This window comes from Streptomyces fractus, from assembly GCF_049844455.1.
Lineage (GTDB): Bacteria > Actinomycetota > Actinomycetes > Streptomycetales > Streptomycetaceae > Streptomyces > Streptomyces fractus.
The window spans coordinates 3264941-3281974 of sequence record NZ_JBMYHI010000002.1; the positions used below are offsets into that span (position 1 = coordinate 3264941).

13 protein-coding genes are annotated in these 17034 nt (G+C 72.0%); 4 read left to right on the forward strand and 9 right to left on the reverse strand.

From position 1 onward, the window contains the following. Nucleotides 1–12: 12 nt before the first annotated feature. The 6 genes from ACP4E5_RS16510 to ACP4E5_RS16535 form a co-directional block, all read right to left on the reverse strand. Nucleotides 13–459, reverse strand: a complete 447-nt coding sequence (locus tag ACP4E5_RS16510) for a VOC family protein (protein WP_425829373.1) — start codon at nt 457–459, stop codon at nt 13–15. After that, complete coding sequence (locus ACP4E5_RS16515) at nt 456–1328, reverse strand: AraC family transcriptional regulator (protein WP_425829375.1); 873 nt, start codon at nt 1326–1328, stop codon at nt 456–458. The genes ACP4E5_RS16510 and ACP4E5_RS16515 overlap by 4 nt, the downstream gene beginning before the upstream one ends. Before the next feature lie 33 nt (nt 1329–1361). Further along, nucleotides 1362–2003, reverse strand: coding sequence for a response regulator (locus ACP4E5_RS16520; RefSeq protein WP_425829377.1), 642 nt, complete (start codon nt 2001–2003; stop codon nt 1362–1364). Next, nucleotides 1996–3294 carry a sensor histidine kinase gene (locus tag ACP4E5_RS16525; RefSeq protein ID WP_425829379.1) on the reverse strand — a complete coding sequence of 433 codons (1299 nt, stop codon included), beginning with the start codon at nt 3292–3294 and terminating at the stop codon, nt 1996–1998. Before ACP4E5_RS16525 ends, ACP4E5_RS16520 begins: the two co-directional genes overlap by 8 nt. A 99-nt stretch (nt 3295–3393) precedes the next feature. Next, nucleotides 3394–4173, reverse strand: coding sequence for an ABC transporter permease (locus tag ACP4E5_RS16530; protein ID WP_425829381.1), 780 nt, complete (start codon nt 4171–4173; stop codon nt 3394–3396). Further along, complete coding sequence (locus ACP4E5_RS16535) at nt 4170–5090, reverse strand: ABC transporter ATP-binding protein (RefSeq protein ID WP_425829383.1); 921 nt, start codon at nt 5088–5090, stop codon at nt 4170–4172. Before ACP4E5_RS16535 ends, ACP4E5_RS16530 begins: the two co-directional genes overlap by 4 nt. Nucleotides 5091–5263: 173 nt before the next feature. Here ACP4E5_RS16535 and ACP4E5_RS16540 point away from each other — a divergent pair, with 173 nt between their 5' ends. The 3 genes from ACP4E5_RS16540 (at nt 5264) to ACP4E5_RS16550 (ending at nt 11552) form a co-directional block, all read left to right on the forward strand. Continuing rightward, nucleotides 5264–7198 (forward strand): ABC transporter ATP-binding protein, encoded by a 1935-nt coding sequence (locus ACP4E5_RS16540; RefSeq protein ID WP_425829385.1) that lies wholly within the window; start codon nt 5264–5266, stop codon nt 7196–7198. Then, nucleotides 7195–9099, forward strand: coding sequence for an ABC transporter ATP-binding protein (locus tag ACP4E5_RS16545; RefSeq protein ID WP_425829387.1), 1905 nt, complete (start codon nt 7195–7197; stop codon nt 9097–9099). The genes ACP4E5_RS16540 and ACP4E5_RS16545 overlap by 4 nt, the downstream gene beginning before the upstream one ends. 413 nt (nt 9100–9512) lie before the next feature. Next, on the forward strand, nt 9513–11552 hold the full coding sequence (locus ACP4E5_RS16550) for a M4 family metallopeptidase (protein WP_425829389.1): 2040 nt from the start codon (nt 9513–9515) through the stop codon (nt 11550–11552). 72 nt (nt 11553–11624) lie between these two features. Here ACP4E5_RS16550 and glgP read toward each other — a convergent pair whose 3' ends face one another. The 3 genes from glgP to ACP4E5_RS16565 form a co-directional block, all read right to left on the reverse strand. Continuing rightward, a complete protein-coding gene (gene glgP / locus ACP4E5_RS16555) occupies nt 11625–14243 on the reverse strand; it encodes an alpha-glucan family phosphorylase (RefSeq protein WP_425829391.1) in 2619 nt (872 codons plus the stop codon). 159 nt (nt 14244–14402) lie between these two features. Further along, complete coding sequence (locus ACP4E5_RS16560; protein ID WP_425829393.1) at nt 14403–14873, reverse strand: hypothetical protein; 471 nt, start codon at nt 14871–14873, stop codon at nt 14403–14405. Between the two features lie 140 nt (nt 14874–15013). Further along, nucleotides 15014–15586 (reverse strand): maltokinase N-terminal cap-like domain-containing protein, encoded by a 573-nt coding sequence (locus ACP4E5_RS16565; protein WP_425829395.1) that lies wholly within the window; start codon nt 15584–15586, stop codon nt 15014–15016. 225 nt (nt 15587–15811) lie between these two features. On the opposite strand from ACP4E5_RS16565, the gene ACP4E5_RS16570 reads away from it, so the two are divergent. After that, nucleotides 15812–17029: a S8 family peptidase gene (locus ACP4E5_RS16570; protein ID WP_425829397.1), complete on the forward strand. Its 1218-nt coding sequence runs from the start codon at nt 15812–15814 to the stop codon at nt 17027–17029. Nucleotides 17030–17034: the final 5 nt, after the last annotated feature.

A 17034-nucleotide genomic window follows, 5' to 3' on the forward strand; every position in this document is an offset into this window, starting at 1 on the left:
AGGTCCTGAAAGTCAGGGCGTGGGCCGCGGCTCGCCCGCGTACGTGCCGAAGGACCATATGTTGCCCTCCGGGTCGACGATCGCGAACTCGCGGCTGCCGTACGGCTGGTCCGCGATCTCGCGGAGGATCTTGACGCCCGCGTCGACGAGCCGTGCGTACAGTTCGTCGACCCGGGCGGTCACGACGTAGCCGCCGAAGCTGCCCGGTTCGACGCACCAGGTGCCCGGCTCGGCGTCCGGCTTGTGGGAGCCGAGCATGATCCCGCCGCCTTCGGGCCAGTCGAGCTGGGCGTGGGCGACGCGGTCGCCGTCCTCGTAGACGGCGGTGCGCAGGAAGCCGACGGTGTCGACGAGGAAGTCGATGAGCGCGGGCGCGTCGGTCGCCTGGAGAGTGGGCCAGACGGCGGGCTCGCGCGGGGTCTGCTGGGTGTCTTGTGTGCTGCTCTGTGTGGTGTTCATGGCTCCGAGTCTTCGCCGTTGTGATGTCCCCCGGCTTGGATATTCCGGCACTCCTCGGCGAGCCAGCGGGTCGGGCTCAGGCCCGTGTACTGGCGGAAGTCGCGGACCAGGTGCGAGTGGTCGCAGTACCCGTGCTCGGCGGCGACGCGGGACAGGTCGGGCGGGGCGCCCGCGTCCACGGCGCGGACGACGGCGGCCTTCGCGTGCTGGAAGCGCATCAGGCGGGCGGCCTGCTTGGGGGCGAGGCCCGTCTCGGCGCGGAACAGGGTGGTGAGGCGGCGCTCGCTGAGGGCGACGTGCGCGGCGAGGCCCTTCAGGGTGCCCGCGCCGCGGTGCCGGGCGAGCCACGTCCAGGCCTCGGCGACCTCGGGGCGGACACCGGCCAGCGGGTCCCCGGCCGTCCGTCGCGTCAGGTAGCCGGAGAGGAGGTCGAAGCGGGCGCGCCAGTCGTCGAGCCCGACCAGCTCCTCCCGTAGGAGGGCCGCCGTCCGGCCGAGCACGTCCGTGCCCTCGACCGCGACGGGCCCCGCGAGGTCCGCCGCGGGCGCCCCGAGCAGCGCGCGGGCCGCGAGGGGGTGCACGGAGAGCTGGATGCCGGACTCGGATCCGGACTGCGCGATGTACTCGGGGCTCTGGTGCAGCCCGCCCACGACGATGTCGGTGCGGACCGCGTCGGGGCCCAGGGCCTCCTCGGGGGTGTGGCCGCCGACGACCGGCTCATCCAGGGTGAAGATCACCGTGAGGTACGGGGAGGGCAGCCCGCGGTGGAGCGCGGGAGGCAGGCCTCGCGTGCGATAGCCGACCGCGGAGACGATCGGACCGCCGGGCCGTGGCGTCGCGCGCACGAACTCCTGGGAGCCGGTGCTCATACCTCCAGTATGCGGACGCCTCCAGCGACGCGGCTAGCCGAGGATCCCTCGGTCGTAGGCCACCGCGACCGCTGCCGCGCGGTCCTTCACGCCCAACTTGCCGTAGATGTGGGTGAGATGGGTCTTCACCGTGGCCTCGCTGATGAACAGCTCGCGCGCGATCTCCCGGTTCGACGTGCCGCGCGCGACCAGGACGAGCACCTCGCGCTCGCGGCCCGAGAGCGTCTCGTCGGCGGGCGCCGCGGGCGTGCGGACGGCCGTGACCAGGCGGGACGCGACGGCCGGCGAGAGGACGGTGCGGCCCTCGGCGGCGGCCCGTACCGCCGTGAAGAGTTCCTCGCGCGGGGCGTCCTTGAGCAGATAGCCGGTGGCGCCCGCCTCGATCGCGGGCAGCGTGTCGGAGTCCGTGTCGTACGTGGTGAGGACCAGGACGCGGGAGCGGGCGCCGCGGCGGGTCAGCTCCTTGATCGCCTCGACGCCGCTGCCGCCCGGCATGCGCAGGTCCATCAGGACGACGTCCGGGTCGAGCTCGGCGACGCGGGTGACGGCCTCGACGCCGCCCGAGGCCTCGCCGAGCACGGTGAAACCGGCGGCGGACTCGAACATGCCGCGCAGACCGTCCCGTACGACGGGGTGGTCGTCGACGATCAGGAGCGTGATCACGGGGTCAGTCATGGCGGACCAACGGTACGCGAGCCGAGATCGCCGTGCCGCCGCCCGGCTCCGACTCGACGGTGACCTCGCCCGCGAGCCGCTCGGCGCGGGCCCGCATGCCGTCGAGGCCGAAGCCGCCCGAGCCGTCGCGGGCGGGCAGCGCGAGGAGGTCGAAGCCGCGGCCGTCGTCGCGCACGTCGAGGGAGACCTCGCCCGCCATGAAGGAGAGGGTGACGCCGACGCGGGTGGCGGCGGCGTGCCGGGCCGCGTTCGACAGGGCCTCCTCCGTGATCCGCAGGAGTGTCGCCTCGATCTCGTCGTGGAGGGGTTCGGCGGGCCCGGTGAGCGTGAAGTCGGCGCGCACCCCTGAGCGGACGGACCAGTCGTCGACCGTCTCCTTCAGGGCTTCGGCAAGCGTCGCGTCGGCGAGCGCGGTGGGCGACAGGTTGTGCACGGAGCGGCGGGCCTCGCCGAGGCTGTGCCGGGCGAGGTCCGAGGCGCGGTCCAGGTGTTCGCGGGCGGTCTCCAGGGTGGTCGCGCTCCCGACGACCTGGAGCTGGGCGATGATCCCGGTCAGGCCCTGCGCGATGGTGTCGTGGATCTCGGCGGCGAGCCTGCGCCGCTCGTCGGCGACGCCCGCTTCCCGCGCCTGGAGCAGGAGTTGGGTGTGAAGCTGGGCGTTCTCGTCCATCGCCGCCTTGAGCGCGAGGTTGGTCTGCTCAAGCTCGCGGATCGTACGGGCCTGGAAGCGGACCCGCTGCTGCTCCTTCTCCTGGAGGTGCCCGGTGACGGTGACGAAGACCATGTTGGCGACGACCAGCGCGCCGAACGCGGCCCAGGTGGTCACCCCGTGCGGCGGCAGACCCCCGGCCTGCGAGCCCGCCACGATGACCACGCAGGCGAACAGACCCACCTTGTGCAGCCTCGGCGGCATCAGCCGGTCCGCGTCGAAGTATCCGGCGGCCGCGAAGAACGCGTAGAACGGGTTGATCACGGTGCAGACGAAGGCGATCGCCCAGCGCAGCCAGAAGTAGCAGGTGCCCGCGGCCGACGGCCCCGTCCGGTCCCGCTCGTACCAGGTCCACCACAGCTGGAGGACGAGCGCGAGGCCGCTGAGGGAGCCGAGGACGTACCACTGCGTGCGGTCCATGCCGACCACGTCTCCGGTGGCCGCGCAGAGCACGACGGCGACGCCGAGCAGCACGAGGGCCCCGTACCGGATGACGACGTGCCACGGGTCCTCCGCGGCGATCTCGGCCTCCAGAGCCGCCCGGTCGGGTTCGGCCCGGTCGGGTTCGGTGTCCGTGGTCATGCCCTCAGTCTCCTGCATCGTCGGCGCGAAGCTCATCGGCTCACCCCCTCGCCATTCCCCTCGCGGTTCCCCACGTCACCGTGCTCGCCACCGCGCTCGTCACTCCCAGCGGAACCAGCGTGCCGCGGCCCCGGTCAGGACGACCGCCCAGGCGGCCAGCACCAGCAGGTGGACGATGCCCGGCCAGTCGCCGGCAGCGGCCTGGTTGAGGGCCTGGGATGCGGCGCCGAACGGGGTGGCCTCGACGAAGTCGGCCAGCGTGGGCGGCATCGACTGCACCGGCAGCCACACCCCGGCGCAGAACATGCTCGGGAAGAAGACGACGGAGCCGATCGCGTTGGCGACCTTCGACGTACGGGCCCTGGCGGCGACCAGCGCGCCGAGCGACAGCGCGACGACGACCGTGAGGATGAGCGCCAGGAGATAGCCGAACGCCTGCTGCGGGAGGGCCACGTCGAAGGCGACGCGGCCGATGGCGAGCGAGAGCAGCGCCGAGACGAGCGCGGCCCCGCCGTTGATCGCCATCTGCGCGCCGAGCAGCGCGGAGGGGGGCACCGGCGTGGCCGACATCCGGCGCAGGATGCCGCGCTCCCGGTACCCGGCGACGACCGGCGGCATCGACTGAAGACCGGCGACGATCATCGGGAGCAGCACGGTCACGGGGACGTACACGTCGATGACGCGCAGCCCGTTCGGCCCGGATCCGGCGTCGCGGAAGCCGGGGATCGAGCCGAGGATGACGAGCAGCAGCGGCGGGAAGAGCACCACGCCGAACAGGGCGCCGGGCTCGCGCCGGAAGAGCCGGAACTCGTGGGCGAGGACGGCCCGGCGCGCGGCGGAGCCGGGGCGGGCGGGTGCGGTGGTGGTGAGGGTGCTCATGACTCTCCGGCTCCCGTGAGATCGAGGAACGCGTCGTCCAACGTGGCGTCGGACACGCGGAGTTGGTGGGCGGTGACGTGGTGCCGGGCCAGGAGCGTGACGAGGGCGTCGACCGTCTCGTCGCTGCCGGTGAGGGTCGTCCTGCCGTCCTTGTGGTCGACGGAGGCGACGCCTGGCAGCGCGGCCAGCTCACGCTCGTCGAGCGGCGCGGACGGCGTGAAGGAGATGACGGTCGACCCGGCGGCCCGGCTGATCAGGCCCGCCGGGGTGTCGAGCGCGGCGACGCGCCCCTTGTCGATCACGGCGATCCGGTCGCAGAGCCGCTGCGCCTCCTCCATGAAGTGCGTGACGAGGAGGACGGTGACGCCGCTCGCGCGCACCTCCTCGATGAGCTCCCAGGTGTCGCGGCGCGAGCGCGGGTCGAGGCCGGTGGTGAGCTCGTCGAGGACGACGACGCGGGGGTTGCCGACGAGGGCGAGCGCGATGAACAGGCGCTGCTTCTGGCCGCCGCTGAGCTTCGCGAAGCGGGTGCCGAGCTTGTCGGTGAGGCGCAGGCGTTCGGCGAGCGGCCGCCAGTCGAGGGGCGCGGGGTAGAAGGCGGAGTACAGCTCCAGCGCTTCCTTCACGGTCAGCTTCGGCTGGATCTCGCTCTCCTGGAGCTGCGCGCCGAGGATGCCGGTGACCTGCGCGTGGTCGCGTACGGGGTCGAGCCCGGCGACCCGGACGTGCCCCTCGTCGGCCGCGCGCAGTCCCTCGACGCATTCGACGGTGGTGGTCTTGCCGGCGCCGTTCGGCCCGAGGATCCCGAAGATCTCGCCCTCGCCGACGGTGAAGGACACCCCGTCGACGACGGCCCGCCCGGCGTACGTCTTGCGCAGCCCGGCGACCTCGATGAGCGGTGCTGTGGTGGTGGTCATGGCATCAAGAATCGCCGCGGGGGCCCTGTCCGGGCATCGCCCATCGCGCTCGAGCACGTATCAACCGATCGGTTGATGGGCGGTACGACTCCGGGGCCACGGCGGCCCCGTTCACGGTCGGCCGACCGAAACTCACTGTGCGTTGTCAGTGGCGAACCGTAGGCTCGCTCCTGATGTCGACGACTACACGTGCCACCACAGAGACGACCGGTCAACTCTCCGCCGTGCGGACGCTGTTGCGGCTGTGGCCGTACGTGCGTCCGGTGCGGGGGCGGTGGGCGGGCGCGGCGTTCGTGGCGGTGCTCGCGTCGTGCCTGGCGCTGGTCTTCCCGCTGGTCCTGAAGTGGATCGTGGACGGTCCGGTGACCGAGCGCGATCCGGGCGGGGTGTGGCTGGGCGCCGGGGTGCTGCTCGCGCTCGGAGTCGCGGAGGCGCTCCTGTTCGGGCTGCGCAGATGGCTGGTGGCGCGGCCGCTCGCCGGGGTCGAGGCGGCGCTGCGGGCCGATCTGTACCGGCATCTGCAGCGGCTCCCGGTCTCCTTCCACGACCGGTGGGCCTCGGGCCAGTTGCTGTCGCGCGGCACGACGGACCTGATGGTGCTGCGGATGTTCCTCGCCTTCCCGCTGACGTTCCTGATCGTCAACGGCGTGACGATCCTGGCCGGCCTCACCGTCCTCATCGTCCAGGACTGGGGCCTCGGCCTCGTCCTGCTCGCGCCCGCCGTCCCGCTGATCGCGTTCTGCTACAAGTTCGAGGACGGGTACGCGCAGGCCTCGCGCCGCGCCCAGGACCAGGTCGGCGATCTGACGACGGTCGTCGAGGAGTCGGTCCTCGGCATCCGCGTCATCAAGGGCTTCGGCCGGCACCGCAGTCAGGCCCGCGCCTTCCGCGACCTGGCGCGCACGGTGCGGGGCACGGAACTGGTCAAGGCGCGGCTGCTCGCCGGGATCCTCACGGTGATCACGCTGCTGCCCGAGGTGGCGCTCGGCGCGGCCCTGGTGATCGGCACGATCCAGGTCTCCGACGGCTCCCTGTCGGCCGGCACCCTCGTCGCCTTCCTCTCCACGGCCCTCGCGCTGCGCTGGCCCATCGAGTCCATCGGCTTCCTCCTCGCGATGAGCCAGGAGGCGGCCACGGCGACGCGCCGCTACTTCGAGGTGATGGACGCGGCTCCGGAAACGAACGAACAGCCAAATCAAGCCCCTGCAGGGGGTACCCCCGGACGGAGTCTGGGGGAGATTGAGCAGCGGGGTCCGGGGCAGAGCCCCGCGCCCGCGCCCCCGTCGCCCTCCCCCGCCCGACAACGCGAGATCACCGAAGGCCAAGCCACAGGCGACGACGGCCTACGGTTCGAAGGCGTCGCCTTCCGCTACCCCGATGCCGCAGAGGACGCCGTCCCCACGCTCACCCACGTCGACCTGCACGTCCGCTCCGGCGAGACCATGGCGCTCGTCGGGGCGACCGGCAGCGGGAAGACCACGCTCACCGCGCTCGTGCCCCGGCTCTACGACGTGACCGAGGGCCGCATCACGCTCGACGGCCGTGACATCACCGCGATGCCGCGCGCCGAGCTGCGCGAGCTGGTGTCCGTGGCGTTCGAGGAGCCCACCCTGTTCTCCGCCTCGGTCGCCGACAACGTCCTGATGGGCGCCCCCGAGGCCACCGGCCCCGAGCAGCTGGAGCAGGCGCTCGGCGTCGCGCAGGCCGAGTTCGTCGACCGGCTGCCCGACGGCGTCGACACGGAGGTGGGCGAGCAGGGCCTGAGCCTGTCCGGTGGCCAGCGCCAGCGCCTCGCCCTGGCCCGCTCCGTCGTGGGCACGCCCCGCTTCCTGATCCTGGACGACCCGCTGTCCGCGCTCGACGTGCACACGGAGGCCGCGGTGGAGGCGGCGCTGCGCCGGGTCCTCGCCGACAGCACGGCGCTCGTGGTCGCGCACCGGCCGTCCACGGTGCTGCTCGCCGACCGGGTGGCGCTGCTGTCCGAAGGACGGATCACGGCGGTGGGCACCCACCACGAACTGCTGCGCACGAACGCCGAGTACAGACATCTGATGTCTGGCGAGCACACCGAGGAGACGGACTCGGAGACGGAGACGGAACGGGTATGACGACCACCGCGAAGCCGAACGCCGCGAACGGGACGGCGGACGATCAAGGCGAGCCGCAGGGCGACGACGACGTCCGCGTCCCCTCCCCCGGCGACCCCTTCGACCAGGACGACCTGCCGACACCCCAGGGCGCGACGGGCGGCCTGCTGCGCTCGCTGCTCGCGCCCCACCGCCGCACGGTGGCCCTCACCGTCCTCGCCCTGCTCCTGCAACAGGCCGCCGTCCAGTCCGGCCCGCTGATCGTCGCGTACGCCATCGACAGCGCGGTCCCCGCGTTCCGCGCGCACGACTACGGGCCGCTGGTCACGGTCGGCGCGGGCTTCCTGCTGTGCGCGGTCGGCTCGGCCGCCTTCGTGTACGCGTACATCCGGCTCTCGGCCCGCGCCAGCCAGAACGTGCTGCTCGACCTGCGCGGCCGCATCTTCCGGCACGCGCAGGCGCTGAGCGTGGACTTCCACGACCGGTACACGTCGGGCCGCGTCATCTCGCGGGCCACCACGGACGTCGAGGCGCTGCGCGAACTGCTCAGCGAGGGCCTCCAGGAACTGGTCAACGTCATCGTGGGTTCGATCTACATCACGGCGATGCTGCTCTGGCTCGACGTCGGCATAGGAGCGGTGGCGGCCGTCTCCTTCATCCCGCTGTACGTCCTGATCCGGCTGTACCGGCAGCGCGCGGCGCGGGCATACGCGGAGCGTTCCTCGGCGATCGCCGCGGTCATCGTGAAGTTCGTCGAGACGATGAACGGGATCAGGCCGGTCCGCGCCTTCCGCCGCGAGCGGGCCAACGACGAGCACTTCGCGAAGCTCAACCGGCGGCACGAGCGGTCCAACGGCACGGCGATGCTGGAGATGGCGCGCTACGTCGTCGGCTCCCGGCTGATCGCGAACACGGCGGTGGCGGGCATGGTGCTGTGGGGCGCGTACCGGGTCGCGGGCGGCACGCTCGAACTCGGTGTCCTCGCGGCGGCGGTGCTCTACATCCGGCGCCTGTACGACCCGATCGACCGCCTCGCCATGTTCCTCAACGCGTACGAAAGCGCGGCCGCGTCCCTCAAGAAGATCGCGGGCCTCCTGGTGCAGCCGCCCTCGGTACCGGAACCGGCCACACCGCGCGCGCTGCCGGAACTGAAGGGCGAACAGCCGGGCCGCGAGGTCGAGTTCCGGTCGGTCTCCTTCGGCTACCGCACGGGCGGCGAGGTCCTCCCCCGCTTCGACCTGACGCTGCCGGCCGGGCAGACGGTCGCGGTGGTCGGCTCGACGGGAGCGGGCAAGTCGACGCTCGCGAAGCTGCTCTCCCGCTTCTACGACCCCTCGCACGGCCAGGTCCTCCTCGACGGCGTCGACCTGCGCGAACTGTCCAACGCCGAGCTGCGGCGCGGCGTGGTGATGGTGACGCAGGAGGCGTTCCTGTTCTCCGGGACGGTCGCCGAGAACATCGCGATCGGCCGCCCCGAAGCGAGCCGCGAGGAGATCGAACAGGCCGCGAAGGCCATCGGCGCCCACGACTTCATCGCGGCGCTCCCCGACGGCTACGACACGGACGTCCGCAAGCGGGGCGGCCGGATCTCGGCGGGCCAGCGCCAGTTGGTGGCCTTCGCCCGCGCGCTCCTCGCCGACCCGGCCGTCCTGATCCTCGACGAGGCGACCAGCTCCCTCGACATCCCCGGGGAGCGGGCGGTCCAGCGCGCCATGCAAACGGTGCTGCACGGCCGTACGGCGGTCGTCATCGCCCACCGCCTGTCGACGGTGGAGATCGCGGACCGCGTCCTGGTGATGGCATGGGGCCGGGTGACCGAGGACGGCACACCGTCGGAACTCATCGCGGGAACAGGCGAGTTCGCGGGCCTGCACCGCGCCTGGCGCGACAGCCAGCACCTTTCAAGCCCCACCGACGATTGAGGCGCGGGGCAGCTGAAGCCCCGCCGACGATTGAGGCGCGGGCCAATTGGAGCCCCACCGACGATTGAGCAGCGGGGCAATTGGAGCCCCTGCGGCGATTGAGCAGCGGGGTCCGGGGCAGAGCCCCGCGACCGCAACCACGGCGCCGCTTCCTCCAAGCCCCGCCGGCGATTGAGGCGCGGGGTCCGGGGCAGCGCCCCGCGTCCGCAACCACGTCACCGGCAACCGAACCACGCGCACCGGACAACGAACGATTTCCGGCCAACCTGTTGACGGGCTCCTGACACACGGCAGCCCTTGCTGCCACTCTCCAACCGCACCACTCCGCACTGCGCTCTGCCCGGACGGCCACCCGCCGTCCGTTCCCCACTGGCCGCACACCCAACTCGCGGCCATGCAGAAGGAGTTCAGCGTTGCGCAAGAACCGAACCTCCCACAGACCCGGCTCACCCCGACGCCGGGCCACGGCCCTCGCCGCCGGCACCGTCGCCGCCCTCCTGACGGTCGCCTTCCAGACCCTCCCCGCCACCGCGGACGCGTCCGGCGCCGACCCTGGCGCCCTCCCGGCGAAGCTCTCCCCCGCCAAGCGCACCGAGCTGATGCGCGAGGCGAACGCCGGCAAGGCCGACACCGCGAAGGACCTCGGCCTCGGCAAGCAGGAGAAACTCGTCGTTCGGGACGTCCTCCAGGACAAGGACGGCACCACCCACACCCGCTACGAGCGCACCTACGACGGACTCCCGGTCCTCGGCGGCGACCTGATCGTCGAAGCCACGAAGTCCGGCAAGACGAAGAACATCACCAAGGCGGCGAAGGCCGAACTCAAGAACGTCGAGACGACCCCCGACGTGAAACCGGCCACCGCCGAGACCCAGGCCCTGAAGCTCGCGAAGGCCGACGGTTCGAAGAGGACCGAGGCCGACAAGGCGCCCCGCAAGGTCGTCTGGCTCGGGCAGGGCGCCACGAAGGGGCAGCCGACCCTCGCGTACGAGACCGTCGTCGGCGGCCTCCAGGAGGACGGCACGCCGAACCAGCTGCACGTCATCACCGACGCCACCACCGGCAAGAAGCTCCACGAGTGGCAGGCCATCGAGACCGGCACGGGCAACACCCAGTACAGCGGCACCGTCACCCTCGGCACCGCTCAGTCCGGTTCCTCGTACACGCTGAACGACACCACCCGCGGCGGCCACAAGACGTACAACCTGAACCGCGGCACGTCGGGCACCGGCACCCTCTACTCCGGCGCCGACGACGTGTGGGGCAACGGCTCCGCCTCCAACACCGAGACGGCCGCCGCCGACGCCCACTACGGCGCCGCGCTGACCTGGGACTACTACAAGAACGTGCAGGGCAGGACCGGCATCCGCGGCGACGGCGTCGGCGCGTACAGCCGGGTCCACTACGGCAACGCGTACGTCAACGCGTTCTGGGACGACAGCTGCTTCTGCATGACGTACGGCGACGGCACCAGCAACACCCACCCGCTGACCTCGATCGACGTGGCCGCGCACGAGATGACGCACGGCGTCACGTCGAACACCGCGGGCCTCAACTACTCCGGCGAGTCCGGCGGGTTGAACGAGGCGACGTCCGACATCTTCGGCTCCACCGTCGAGTTCTACGCCAACAACTCGACCGACGTGGGCGACTACCTCATCGGCGAGAAGATCAACATCAATGGCGACGGGACGCCGCTGCGCTACATGGACAAGCCGAGCAAGGACGGCGCGTCCAAGGACGCCTGGTACTCGGGCATCGGCGGGGTCGACGTGCACTACTCCTCGGGCCCGGCGAACCACTTCTTCTATCTGCTCAGCGAGGGCAGCGGAACGAAGACGATCAACGGTGTGACCTACAACTCGCCGACCTCCGACGGCCTTCCGGTCACCGGCATCGGCCGCGACAAGGCGGCGCTCATCTGGTACAAGGCGCTGTCCACGAAGTTCACGTCGACGACGAACTACGCGGGCGCCCGCACCGGCACCCTCGCGGCCGCCGGTGAGCTGTACGGCACGTCGTCCGCCGAGTACAAGGCGGTGCAGGACGCGTGGGCCGGCGTCAACGTCGGCGCCCGGTCCGGCGGCGGCGACCCGGGCACCGGCAAGACGTTCACCAACGACACGGACGTGACGATCCCCGACTCCCCGGGGGCCGCCGTCACCTCCTCCGTCACGGTCTCCGGCGTGAGCGGCGCGGCGCCTTCCACCCTGAAGGTCGGCGTCGACATCGTGCACACGTGGAGCGGTGACCTCCAGGTGGACCTGGTCGGCCCGAGCGGCCGGACGTACCGGCTGCACAGCTCGGCGTACGACCCGACGCCCAACATCCAGACCACGTACACGGTCAACGCCTCCGCCGAGACCGCGAACGGGACCTGGAAGCTGAAGGTCCAGGACCTCGGACCGCAGGACACGGGCTACATCAACAGCTTCAAGCTGACGTTCCCGTAAGCAGTCCAAGCCCCGCCGGCGCTCGAGGCGCGGGGTCCGGGGCAGAGCCCCGGGCCCCGCCCCCGTACGACGTCACCGCAACAACACCCCGGCCCCCTCCTGCGTCGCCTCCGTCGGCAACGCCACGAGCCCCGTCTCCGCCACCGACGCGAGCAGCGGATGCGCGGGCAGCACGCGGACGGTGTAGCCGTAGGGGCCGCTGCGATCGAGGGCGAGCGGACCCTCGTACGCCCAGCGCCCCTCCCCGTCCGGCCCGCCGACCGGCTTCAGCGGCACCGTCGCCGGCTCGGTGATCCGGTCCTCGGTGTCGACGCGCCCCGCCACGGCCTGCACCTCCACGTCGTCGGGGCCCAACTCGCCGAGCCCGACCCGGACATGGAGGCCGAGGGTGGCGCCCAGTTCGGCGCCGCCCGCCGAGGCCTCCACATGGTCGACGGTGACACGCGGCCAGGCCGCACGGACCCGCGCCTTCCACGCGGCGAGGTCCCGGGCCGCGTCCGCGTCCAGCGAGCGCGCCGACGCGGCGGCCGGGGCGTACAGCTGGTCCACGTACGCGCGGACCATGCGCCCCGCGAGGAGCTTCGGGCCGAGGTGGGTGAGGGTCCGGCGGACCATCTCGACCCAGCGGTCGGGCAGCCCGTCCGGGCCGCGCTCGTAGAAGCGCGGCGTCACCCGGCGCTCCAGGAGGTCGTACAGCGCGGCCGCCTCCAGGTCGTCGCGCCGGTGCTCGTCGGTGGCCGTGCCGTCGGCCGTGGGGATGGCCCAGCCGTAGTCGGGCGCGAACCATTCGTCCCACCAGCCGTCCAACACCGAAAGATTCAGGCACCCGTTGAGCGCGGCCTTCATCCCACTCGTCCCGCACGCCTCCAGGGGTCGCAGCGGATTGTTCAGCCACACGTCGCAGCCGGGGTAGAGCTTCTGCGCCATCGCCATCCCGTAGTCGGGCAGGAAGACGATCCTGTGCCTGACCCGCGGGTCGTCGGTGAACCGCACCAGCTCCTGCACGAGCCGCTTGCCGCCGTCGTCGGCCGGGTGCGCCTTGCCCGCGACCACGATCTGCACCGGCCGCTCCTCGTCGAGCAGCAGCCGCATCAGCCGGTCCGGATCGCGCAGCATCAGCGTGAGCCGCTTGTACGAGGGCACGCGGCGGGCGAATCCGATGGTGAGCACGTCCGGATCCAACACGCCGTCGATCCAGCCGAGTTCGGCCGTCCCCGCGCCGCGCTGGCGCCAGGACGCGGCGAGCCGCTCGCGCACCTCGTCGACGAGCTGGCGGCGCAGTTCGCCGCGCAGCTCCCAGATGTCGCGGTCGGCGATCTCTCCGACGGCGTCCCAGCGCTCCTCGCCGCCCACCGACAGGGCGTCCTCGGTGCGCCGCTCCCCGATCTGCCGCGCGCCGAGCCGGTACACCTCGGGGGCGACCCACGTGGGGGCGTGCACGCCGTTGGTCACGGAGGTGATCGGCACCTCCTCGACGTCGAATCCCGGCCACAGTCCGGCGAACATGTCCCGGCTGACCGATCCGTGCAGCGTGGAGACGCCGTTGGCGCGCTGCGCGAGCCGGAGCCCCATCACCGCCATGTTGAACACGTTCGGGTCGCCGCCCGCGTACGTCTCCATGCCGAGCCCGAGCACCCGCTGCACGTCGAGGCCCGGCAGCTCGGCCGCGGCGCCGAAGTGGCGGGCGACGAGCTCCCGGTCGAAGCGGTCGATGCCGGCGGGGACGGGGGTGTGCGTCGTGAAGACGGCGCCCGCCCGCACCGCTTCGAGCGCGGCGTCGAAGTCCGTGCCCCGCTCGGCGAGTTCGGCGATCCGCTCCAGGCCGAGGAAGCCCGCGTGCCCCTCGTTGGTGTGGAAGACCTCGGGTTCGGGGTGCCCGGTGAGCCGGCAGTACGCGCGGACGGCGCGCACCCCGCCGATCCCCAGCAGCATCTCCTGCAACAGCCGGTGCTCGCTGCCGCCGCCGTAGAGCCGGTCGGTCACGTCCCGTTCGTGCGCGTCGTTCTCCTCGACGTCCGAGTCGAGGAGCAGCAGCGGCACCCGCCCCACCTGCGCCTGCCACACCCGCGCGAGCAGGCGACGCCCGCCGGGCAGGGCGAGCGCGAGGTGCACGGGGCTGCCGTCGGGCTCCCGCAGCTGGGCGAGCGGCAGCTCGTTCGGGTCGGTGACCGGGTACGTCTCCTGCTGCCAGCCGTCCCGCGACAGCGACTGCCGGAAGTAGCCGTGCCGGTACAGGAGTCCTACGCCGATGAGCGGCGCCCCGAGGTCGCTCGCGGCCTTGAGGTGGTCGCCCGCGAGGATCCCGAGGCCGCCCGAGTACTGCGGCAGCGCGGCCGTGATGCCGAACTCGGGCGAGAAGTAGGCGATGCCCGCCGGGAGCCGGGACTGCCGCGCGCGCTCCTGGTACCAGCGGTCGTCGTGCAGATAGCCGCGCAGATCGTCGGCGACCTCGCTCAGCCTGGCGAGGAAGTCCTCGTCGCCCGCGAGCCGGGTGAGCCGCTCGGGCGGCACGCTGCCGAGCAGCCGCAGCGGGTCGCCGCCGGATCCGGCCCAGCGGCCCGGGTCCACGGCGGCGAACAGTTCACGGGTCCCGGCATGCCAGGACCAGCGCAGATTGCGCGCCAGGTCGTGCAGCGGGGCGAGGGGTTCGGGCAGGACCGGGCGGACGGTGAATCGACGGATGGCCTTCACGTGCTCACCTCTGCGGTTGCGCGTCGTATGCCTGTGTCGTCACCAGACGGTAGCCGCCCGGCCGCGGCGCGGGACAGGGCGCCGGAACGCGTACGGCGGTCCGGGCGCGCGCTGCGTGCGCCCGGACCGCCGTACGCGGACGCCCCCGTGGGGGCGTGGTCAGGCGATGGCCGCCCCGGTGCCGCGCGCCCCGCCGATGTAGTCGGTGAGCGCCGCGTCGTCGTACACCTCGATGTCGAGGGGCGTGCCCTTCGGCAGGTCGAAGTCCTTCACGACGGAGTCCACGGGGGCCTCACTGCCGGGCGCGGAGTACGTGCCGAGGTTGTGCTCGACGCCGCCCTGCGTGGAGGAGACGTGCACGTAGAACGTGTCGCCGTCGTTCATGGTGTCGAGCACCCGGAGCCGCTGCTCGGCCGGGTCGAACTCCACCTGGCCGAGGAACGAGCCGGCGCGTGTCAGTGCCACCCGGACGCCGACACCGGTGCCGGCCTGCTGGTAGGTGACGGAGGCCTCGGGGCCCGGGTCAGCGGCCGCCGCCGGTACGGCGCCCGCGGCGAGCAGCGCGCCCACCGCGAGGGCCGCCCCGGTGAAGATGCGTGCGAGGCGTTGCGGACGTCGGGTCGCTGTCATGCGTGTTGTCCCCCAGATCAAAAAACCACATCCAAACCATTCGGACGTCGGTGCGGGAAGTTGCCGCCGTAGGTCGTCGGCGACCTGCCCACGATGTCAGATTTGATGATCACCCAGAGGCACGCAACGCCCAGGGGTCCTCAGCCGGCCCGAACCACTACGAAAACCCCACGCACTCGTCGCTCGCCCTCCGCGGACCACTCGGCGGACACCTCGCCGACCGCGCCTTCCGGCGCCTTCGACCCCGCCTCCAGGACGCGCACGAACTCCGGCCGTACGTCGTCGCCGGTCACGCGGGCGTGCACGGCCGGGTCGAGGGCGCCGTCGATGCTCTGCGCGTGCGCGGGCACCTCGCCCTTGAGCAGGGCGGTCAACTCCCGTACGAGGAGCGGGTCCTTGGCCCCGTCGTACACCCAGCGCTCACCGAGCACGCCGTGCTGGGTGGTGCCGATGAGCGCGTCGTCCGCGGCGCCCTCCAGCGGCGCGCCGCGATAGGCCATCGGCACGTGGTACGTCACCGGCTCGGGTCCTGACGTGTCCGTCGCGGCCATGAACTCCAGGCCGACCGCCCCGTCCGGATCGTCGAGCCGGAACCCGCCGGCCTTGGTCAGCTGCGGGGTGCCGGAGCCCCGGTACCAGGGCTGCTTCGGCAGCCACTCGGCGAGAAGTTCGAGCTTGGTGGGCGTGAGTGTGGTGCGGTGAATGATCGACACGGCCCCATCATCGGATGCCGCCGTGCGCCGCGCCAGGGAATTGCGCGCCCCGCGCGGACGGCCGAAAGCCCACGGTCGTCCGGAAAACGCCGCAACTCAACCGCACAACCCCCACGACCGATATGGCCGATTCCGCCACCTCGTACCTCCTTGTGGTGCTTCACACCACACGAGAGGCTGCCAACTGGCGTGAGAGCGCGCCGAGTTGAGGAGGGGAACTCATCCATGGCAGGGACCGTGCGAGTGACGCGGAAGCGACGAACGCGCTGGGCCGGTGGGCTCACCGCGGTCGCCACGGTCGCGGTGCTTTCGGCCATCACACTGCCCGCGGACGCCGCCCCCGCACAGGGGCGAATATTCGGCGCCGGGGAGCCCGGCGCCATCGCGGGCAGCTACATCGTGACACTGAAGGGAGACACGAAGGCCCCGTCCACCGCGGGCAAGGATCTCGCGGAGAAGTACGGGGCACACATCCGCCACACCTACAGCAAGGCGCTCAACGGCTACGCGGTGACACTCGGCTCCGCGCAGGCCGAGCGGCTCGCGGCCGACGGGAACGTCGCCTCGGTCGTCCAGGACTCCCGGGTCACCATGGACCACAACCAGAAGAACCCGCCGTCGTGGGGCCTGGACCGCATCGACCAGAACGATCTGCCGCTCGACAACTCGTACACCTGGCCCGAGTCCGCGGGCGCCGGCGTGCACGTCTACGTCATCGACACCGGCATCCGCGCCACCCACCAGGACTTCGGCGGGCGGGCCACGAGCGGTTGGGACTTCGTCGACAACGACGCGACCGCGCAGGACGGCAACGGACACGGCACCCATGTCGCCGGGACCGTCGCGGGCGAGCAGTACGGCGTGGCCAAGAAGGCCGACGTCGTCGCCGTGCGCGTGCTCGACAACGCGGGGTCCGGCACGACGGCGCAGGTCCTCGCGGGCATCGACTGGGTGACCAAGCACGCCCAGCGTCCGGCGGTGGCGAACCTGAGCCTCGGCGGCTACGCGAACGCCCAACTCGACGCCGCCGTACGGAACTCCATCGCCTCCGGTGTGACCTACACGGTGGCGGCGGGCAACGACGGCATGCCCGCCGAGCTGTACTCACCGGCCCGCGTCAAGGAAGCGATCACCGTCGGCGCGAGCGACAAGAACGACGCGCGTGCGAGCTTCTCCAATTGGGGTACTCGACTCGACCTGTTCGCACCCGGCGTGGACATCACGTCCGCCTCGTACGCGAGCGACTCGGGGAAGGCCACCTTCTCCGGTACGTCCATGGCGTCTCCGCACGTCGCGGGCGCGGCCGCGCTGTACCTGGCCGACCATGCGGCGGCGTCGCCCGCGGAGGTGAGCAAGGCGCTGACCGAGCGGGCCGTGGCGGGCAAGGTGACGGGCGCGGGCCTCGGCTCGCCGAACAAGCTGCTTCAGGTCAACAACCCTTAGAAGGA